The 6,448-nt window shown below is 48.0% G+C and carries 9 protein-coding genes; 4 read left to right on the top strand and 5 right to left on the bottom strand.

The genetic code is table 11. The features are described from left to right. Positions 1-170: helix-turn-helix domain-containing protein (locus tag Q8J68_RS11530; protein ID WP_305311668.1), on the bottom strand; the 170-nt coding region annotated here is incomplete at its 3' end. A gap of 437 nt (positions 171-607) precedes the next feature. Between Q8J68_RS11530 and Q8J68_RS11535 the strand changes: the two genes are divergently transcribed. Continuing rightward, the gene (locus tag Q8J68_RS11535) at positions 608-1,099 is read left to right on the top strand and encodes a rubrerythrin family protein (protein ID WP_305311669.1); all 492 of its coding nucleotides are present in this window, start codon (positions 608-610) and stop codon (positions 1,097-1,099) included. Positions 1,100-1,145: 46 nt separating this feature from the next. Here the strand turns inward: Q8J68_RS11535 and purB are convergent, their stop codons facing one another. After that, complete coding sequence (gene purB / locus Q8J68_RS11540; RefSeq protein ID WP_305311662.1) at positions 1,146-2,483, bottom strand: adenylosuccinate lyase; 1,338 nt, start codon at positions 2,481-2,483, stop codon at positions 1,146-1,148. A gap of 303 nt (positions 2,484-2,786) precedes the next feature. On the opposite strand from purB, the gene Q8J68_RS11545 reads away from it, so the two are divergent. The 3 genes from Q8J68_RS11545 to Q8J68_RS11555 all read left to right on the top strand — a co-directional run bounded on the left by Q8J68_RS11545 (position 2,787) and on the right by Q8J68_RS11555 (position 5,312). Continuing rightward, positions 2,787-3,983: an ammonium transporter gene (locus Q8J68_RS11545; protein ID WP_305311663.1), complete on the top strand. Its 1,197-nt coding sequence runs from the start codon at positions 2,787-2,789 to the stop codon at positions 3,981-3,983. A gap of 10 nt (positions 3,984-3,993) precedes the next feature. Continuing rightward, positions 3,994-4,326, top strand: a complete 333-nt coding sequence (locus Q8J68_RS11550; RefSeq protein ID WP_305311664.1) for a P-II family nitrogen regulator — start codon at positions 3,994-3,996, stop codon at positions 4,324-4,326. Positions 4,327-4,466: 140 nt separating this feature from the next. Beyond that, positions 4,467-5,312: a PHP domain-containing protein gene (locus Q8J68_RS11555; RefSeq protein ID WP_305311670.1), complete on the top strand. Its 846-nt coding sequence runs from the start codon at positions 4,467-4,469 to the stop codon at positions 5,310-5,312. Between the two features lie 25 nt (positions 5,313-5,337). On the opposite strand, the gene Q8J68_RS11560 is transcribed toward Q8J68_RS11555, so the two are convergent. The 3 genes from Q8J68_RS11560 to Q8J68_RS11570 all read right to left on the bottom strand — a co-directional run. Next, positions 5,338-5,496, bottom strand: a complete 159-nt coding sequence (locus Q8J68_RS11560; protein ID WP_305311665.1) for a hypothetical protein — start codon at positions 5,494-5,496, stop codon at positions 5,338-5,340. Positions 5,497-5,498: 2 nt separating this feature from the next. Then, a complete protein-coding gene (locus tag Q8J68_RS11565) occupies positions 5,499-5,837 on the bottom strand; it encodes a hypothetical protein (RefSeq protein WP_305311666.1) in 339 nt (112 codons plus the stop codon). A 174-nt stretch (positions 5,838-6,011) separates the two neighbouring features. Continuing rightward, the coding region (locus Q8J68_RS11570; protein ID WP_305311667.1) for an RNA-guided endonuclease TnpB family protein at positions 6,012-6,448 on the bottom strand (437 nt) is incomplete at its 5' end.

Raw genomic sequence — 6,448 nt, forward strand, 5'->3', positions numbered from 1 at the left:
AACATTTTATTAAGAGAGAATCTTGATATTGCTTTTCCGCCCTGTTCGTATGACCTGATTTTGTTTTCTAAAGCCCAATTATAGACGAACCTGCATGCGCCGAAATGCTGGAAGAACGATTCTTCCTGTTCTTTTGTAGGGCACATTCTATACTTGCAGGCTTTTAACATACAATACTTAGATATGCATTTAACGCTTATATAGTTTGTGTTAAGTTACAAAGGAACGTCGTTTTGGAGAATAGACGTAATTCATCCACCTGTTTCATTTCAAAGAAATGAAACTCCCATTAAATCTTCGATTTAGCGTGAGTTTGAAAACGGTGGTCTTCTTACTCCATTATTATAAAGGGAGCTAGCCATCCCGGTTAGCAATTTCATTTTTAGTCATTTCCAGACATGCCGGTATTGTAGTAATGCTTCTTTTTTGCCGCTGCTCCTCTGAAAGTCTGCTTACTTCCTATATTCTATGAGCAGTCCGCAATATTCCACACGCTCTGCCTTATCAGGTACTTTAATAGTTGAATGTCAGATACTTTGGACGCTAAAATAATATATGAGATGGTAAATAGGGTAAAAGAACATTAAAAATCAAAGGGGAGATATACATAAGCTCAATAGATAACCTTAAAGCGGCATTCACCGGCGAGTCGATGGCAAACAGGACATACCTGGCCTTTGCAAAGAAAGCAGACCAGGAAGGGTATCCTCAGATAGCTAAACTATTCAGGGCTGCTGCTGAGGCAGAAACGGTCCATGCCCACAACCATCTTCAGCGCATGGGTGGCATCGGGACAACAATGGACAATCTGAAAGAGGCCATAAACGGGGAAACATACGAATTTGAGGATATGTACCCCAAGTTCATTGAAGAAGCAAAGAATGAAGGAGACAACAGGGCTCTCTGGAGCTTTGAGGTTGCGAACAAAGTAGAAAAGATCCATGCCAGGCTCTTTGAAAAGGCCCTGGAGGAGATCGGAAAGAACGAAGATGTCGATTACTACGTCTGCAGTGTCTGTGGCCACACACACGAAGGCAAACCTGAGGACAATTGCCCGGTCTGCGGAGCGCCTCCGTCCAAATACGAGAAGATAGATTAAGGACCTTTATCCTAAAAATAATATAGAGGGTTATCAAAACCCTCGCTCAATTTCTCTTCAGTTTTTCAACGACAGCTTCAACCTGTTCCACAGCGGTGCCTATGTACCTGTCCGGGTCCACCAGGTTGATGATATCATTTTCATTCAGGTACTTTGCAACATCCGGGTTAGCCAGCAGTACATCCTTGAAGTGTTTGCCAGATTCGTGAGATTCCATTGCACTGGAGCGCACAAGCTCATGGGCTTCCTGGCGGCCGACGCCGCGCTTTGCAAGCTCTATCATGACGGCCTCTCCCATGTTCAGACCCTTGAGCAGATCCAGGTTGCGACGGATGTTCTCGGGGTAGAACCTGAGGTTCTCAATAACGCCGATACCAAGTTTAATGATATGATCGGTCAGGATGCAGGCTTCCGGGAAAACCACGCGCTCGCATGAAGAGTTGGTCAGGTCGCGCTCATCCCAGAGAGTGTTGTTCAGCAGTTCCGGCTCCACCATGGCGCGCACTATCCTTGCAAGCCCGCATATCTGCTCGGACTTGATGGGGTTGCGCTTGTGAGGCATTGTGGACGAACCTACCTGTTTCTTCCTGAAGCTCTCTTCCACCTCGGCGATCTCACTTCTCTGCAGGGAGCGGATCTCAGTACCAATCTTGTCCAGTGTGGTCACTGTATTGGCCATCCACATCACGAACTCTGCATGACGGTCTCTCTGGATGATCTGGTTGGAAACATCCACGGAGCCGATGCCCAGGTATTCCATGGAGCGTTTCTGGATCTCTATGCCGTCCTTGCCGAAAGCCGCCTGTGTTCCCACAGCGCCTGTCATCTGTCCTACCAGCAGGCGGGGTTTGAGCTGCTCCAGGCGCTCGATGTGACGTCCGACCTCAGATGCCCAGATGGCAAAGCGCAGTCCGTAGGTAGTGGGTACGCCTATCTGCCCGTGGGTCCTGCCTGCACATACCAGATGCTTGTGATCGTTAGCCTGTACCAGCAGCACTTCCAACAGCCTGTGCATCTTCTCTTCCAGAATTGCCACGGCTTCCTTGAACTGCAATGCAGTTGCAGTGTCCAGCATATCATTGGAGGTTGCACCGAAGTGTACCCATTTACCGGCATCTCCGGTGCATTTCTCAGAGATGGCTATCACGACAGCCATCATATCGTGGTGGATCTCGTCCTCTATCTCATTTACTCTTTTAATCTCCACTGCACTGATGCTCTTTTCGATGATTTCCGCAGCTTCCCGGGGAATAAGACCTGTATCTGCCTCAGCCCTGGCAAGCGCTGCCTCGACCTTCATGACCTTCTCAAGGCGGTTCGCCTCACTCCAGACATGCTTCATCTCGTCCGTACCATAGCGATATTCTATTGGGTGGATTGCCATTCTTTAGTCTCCGTACGTATGTATGATAAAATGAACTTTATAGGAGTGGTATAACCCATATAGAAATAAATAGCCTTTGAACAGGAATGAGAAATGCAAAGCATCTATCCATGTGCCAAGAGAAGTATTTTGAAGTCAGTATTGAAACACTGGTATTTAGAAAACCTTAAATATTATAAGCTAGGAAGTAGGAACATTATTTCAATAACACACTAGCAAAAATATTGGTGGAGCTTATGGAAAAAACAACCATGAAAATATCTTTCAGAAAAGCGGTATCGATGTTAAAAAAGGTGATTTAAAATGGCGATAGACTCGGGAGACACGGCCTTCATAATAATATGTACAGCCCTTGTGATGCTGATGGCGCCTGGTGTCGGGCTTTTCTATGGAGGGATGGTCCGCAGGAAGAACGTCATATCCATGATAGCCATGTCCTTCATAGCCCTTGCAATTGTGGCTATCCAGTGGATACTTATTGGCTATTCGCTCTCATTCGGGACAGATATAGCAGGGTTCATAGGTGGACTGGACCATGTGGGACTCCGGGGAGTAGGACTTGACGGGGAAGGCATTCCTGACATGCTCTTCATGGTATTCCAGCTTGTGTTCGCAGGTGTCACTCTTGCCATTCTCACATCCGGTGTTGCAGAGCGTATCAAGTTGAGCTCGTTCATAGTGCTTGGACTGCTCTGGACAACCCTGGTGTACAATCCCCTTGCACACTGGTCATGGGGAGGCGGCTGGGCCCATTCTCTCGGTGCCCTTGACTTTGCAGGAGGTACAGTGGTCCACATCAGCTCGGGGTTTGGCGCCCTGGCACTTGCACTTGTTATCGGCAACCGCATGGACTACGGTAAGTACAGCATGGAAGCTGAGAACATAACCATCACACTGATCGGAGGAGCCCTGCTCTGGTTCGGATGGTTCGCATTCAACGCCGGAAGCGCACTTGCAGCCGATGGTATTGCAGTGAACGCTGCTGTGGCGACCATGATCTCTGCCTCAGCAGGTGCTATAACGTGGATGGCCGCTTCATGGATCAAGGGCAAACCAAGCGCCCTGGGCATGATCAGCGGAGCCATCGCAGGCCTTGTTGCCATCACGCCTGCATGCGGATTTGTCAGTCCGATGTCTGCAATACTGATCGGTGGTGTCGCCGGTGTGCTGTGTTACAATGCACTACTCTTCCGTGTGCGCCGGGGCCTTGACGAGAGCCTGGATGCCTGGGCCATCCATGGCATGGGCGGACTCTGGGGGGCCATTGCGACAGGCATATTCGCAAGTGCAGCGATTGGAGGAGTTGACGGCCTGATCTATGGCAATGTCAACCAGCTCTTCATACAGATTCTTGACGCATCCGTTGCTGTAGCATATGCATTCGGCATGACCTACCTGCTGGCAAAATTAGTGGACAAGGTAATGGGATTGCGTGTCACAGAAGAAGAAGAATACGTGGGACTGGATATCTCACAGCATGGAGAATCCACAACAGCCTGAGGTGATACGAATGAAGAGAGTAGTAGCTATAATAAGGCCTGAGAAGCTGAATGATGTCAAAGCAGCACTGGAGGAAAAAGGATATTTCGCAATGACAGTGCATGAAGTGAAAGGCCGTGGTGCTCAGAGAGGAATCTGCCTCCAGTACAGAGGTAAACAGATAAAGGTCGACATGATCCCAAAGGTTGAGATCGAGATGGTGATTGGCGACGAGGACGTTCACCCGGTCATAGATACGATCAAATTGAATGCACGCACAGGCAAGTTTGGCGACGGTAAAATATTCGTTTCCCCGGTGGAAATGGTTGTCGGCATCAGGACAGATGATGAGATAATCTCATAGATGCAGAGGGGAAACCCTCATCCTCCTTTTTTGTTACTATCGAATATTATTATTCAAATCGCTTTATATAGATAAAAGATGATATTTTCTCTAAATCATTTTACTTTCATGAGGGTGTAAAAATAGAGAACATTGTAGACCTGCATTCACACACGACCTTTTCGGACGGCGATCTGGACCCTGCAAGGCTCGTAAAACTGGCGCACGAATCGGGACTGTGGGCACTGAGCATCACAGACCACGATACCATCGGAGGACTTGATATCGTGGAGAAGGAATGCGCAAAAAGGGGTCTTACCTTCATACCCGGGATCGAGTTCACCAGCGAATTTGAATTTCCGGATATCGAACTGCATATTCTTGGATACGGATTTGACAGGGAGGGGGAAGCACTGCTGAGAATGATGGATGAGGCAAAGAGCAACGCAGACGAGTATTGCGACAATGTTTGTTCTATGCTTGAATCACACGAATGGATCATAGACCGTGAGGCCCTTGAACATATCAGCGGCATTCCAACCCGGCACGACATCGCACAATCCGTGGTGAACAAGGGTATGAGCAACTATGATTTCCATAACCAGTGGCTTGCTGAAACTTCACCCCACGCTATTGAGATGAAAAAGTTCCCTGCTGCACAGACCATCAGGGCAATACATGAAGCAGGAGGCATAGCTATCTGTGCACACCTGCTCCGGACTCTGGAAATGTATGAGAACATGGAAATGCTGTGCTCTGTAGCTGAAACACTGGTGAATTACGGAGTTGACGGATTTGAAGTGTTTTACGGGAAAAGCTCAAAAGAGCAGATAGAGACCATGTACAATATATCAAAGGCAAACGGACTTCTGATGACAGGGGGCTCGGACTACCACGGTCCTGAAAGGACAGGACGATGCCCGCTTGGAAAGTACAACATATACGAGCCCGGATTTGACCAGAAGGAACTGATAAGATTCCTGGAAAAAGACATAATGCCCCTGTGAACTTCCATGGACCAGGCTGGTCCCATTACCGGAGTCGTGGCTCAGGGCACATACCAATAATCCAGCAGCGCCACCATTTCCCCTCCTTCCACTTTCCTCCCAGGACAGGAAGTTCAGGGCTTGTATCTTCCGGCAGCCGGACCAGCAATCCGCACTTGTCATCCCTCGGGATGCACCGGACCACCGCTACCCTTGCACAGCCGCATGCATTGTTCCCCAGCCACCCGGGAGCGCGGATATTGATGATATCGCCGATGTTTGAGGGCAGGTTGTCACTGAACCTGAGAATCCCCTTAAGGGCCAGTTCAAAACCGATTCCTTAATATTGCTTTCTACTTCCCGTAGTTTCAGGTCAAGTGCCATGGCAATCTCTTCCCTAGTGAAACAAAGCCCGTGCAGGAATCCTGTGGAGCTTTTTTTCAGATGATCCTGGTCAGAATAGATGACAGGGCGCTTCCGGTATAATTCCATAACCTTCCATAACCTCTCGAACTGAGAGTATATCTGCACCCATATACCCTTCATGGAACATCACACCAGGCCCTCTTTGAAGCTGGCCGCAGTGTCCCTGTGCAGGTAGTGAACCTCCCCTCCCTGAAGGAAGGGGCTTCCCGTTTCATCGATTCGGGTTATTACGAAAGAGTTTCTTTGTTTCTTTCCTTTTCCCGTATCTCGGGGACGTTAGTGTTTTCTGTTCTTTTATGGAGAACAACAAACACCAATTCCGCTAGTTCCTGTAGCGTATTTTCGAGTTATGCCAAGTTCCTGTAATCCCTTGTTAAGAATGTTGATGCTTGCATTGATATCCCTGTCATGATGCTGACCGCAACAATCGCAGTCGAATTCCCTGATAGAAGTATCTTTTACCTTAACATTCTTATGTCCACAGACAGAGCAGATCTGGCTTGACGGAAAATACTTCTCTATCTGATGGTAGATCTTGCCGAACTTCCTGGCCTTATATTCCAGCATCCTGAAGAATTTACCCCATGAAGCATCGTAGATACCTTTGGAGCTCTTCTGAGCATTTGACATTGACAGGATGCTGAGATCTTCCGAGATAATAATTTGGTTCTCTTTTACTATCCCATAACTCAGTTTATGGAGAAAATCAGTTCTGCAGTTTGCTGTTCTTG

This window comes from Methanolobus sp. (assembly GCF_030682845.1).
In the GTDB taxonomy this organism is placed as follows: domain Archaea; phylum Halobacteriota; class Methanosarcinia; order Methanosarcinales; family Methanosarcinaceae; genus Methanolobus.

Bases quoted from the DNA above. Each gene is read 5' to 3' on its own strand.
- Q8J68_RS11550 (WP_305311664.1), top strand. From the start codon at position 3,994: ATGAAGAGAGTAGTAGCTATAATAAGGCCTGAGAAGCTGAATGATGTC.
- purB (WP_305311662.1), bottom strand. From the start codon at position 2,483: ATGGCAATCCACCCAATAGAATATCGCTATGGTACGGACGAGATGAAG.
- Q8J68_RS11545 (WP_305311663.1), top strand. From the start codon at position 2,787: ATGGCGATAGACTCGGGAGACACGGCCTTCATAATAATATGTACAGCC.
- Q8J68_RS11565 (WP_305311666.1), bottom strand. From the start codon at position 5,837: ATGAAGGGTATATGGGTGCAGATATACTCTCAGTTCGAGAGGTTATGG.